This window comes from Vibrio sp. 2033 (assembly GCF_033339735.1).
Window position 1 is genome coordinate 1 of the sequence record NZ_JAWOVC010000567.1, and the last position, 600, is coordinate 600.

The window sequence follows — 600 nt, forward strand, 5'->3', positions numbered from 1 at the left end:
CCGATGCACGAAATTGCGAAGCTTTGTGAAATCACGCCGCCGGACGTTGCGGTAGTCCTGAATGTCCTGCCGGTACATATCGAACATCTTGGCACTATTGAGGCAATTCGGGCTGCGAAAGCAGAGATTGTTCAGGGAATGAAGCCGGGCGGCGCAGCGATTTTGAATGCTGACGATCCACGCGTGGCCTCGATGGTGGAATTCAGTCGCGGGGAGACACTGACCTTTGGTATCAGGAATCGCGCGGATATTTCGGCACGCGATATAGAATTTGCCGGATTTGGCAAGACACGTTTCCGTTTAACAGTTCCCGGCAGCACTGCCAAAGTCAGTTTTCCGCTCAATGGAATTCATAATGTTATGAATGCACTGGCTGCCGCTGCCGTGGCACATTGTTTCGGGCTTTCGGCGGAAGCAATTGCCGAAAGTCTGGCGACGGCGGAACCGCCGCCACAGCGTGGCGAAGTAATTAGGTTTGCGGAAGGTTTTACGATAATCAACGATTCATATAATTCAAACCCGGACGCCTTGATTTCGATGACCAGGACGTTGATAGAAGGGTCACCGGATGCTAGGCGGCGAATAGTAGTAGCCGGTGAA

The 600-nt window shown here is 52.5% G+C and carries 1 protein-coding gene; it reads left to right on the top strand.

Features of this window, described 5'->3' with window-relative positions; all coding sequences use genetic code 11:
* Positions 1-600: Mur ligase family protein (locus R7P74_RS27830; protein ID WP_318123900.1), on the top strand; the 600-nt coding region annotated here is incomplete at both ends.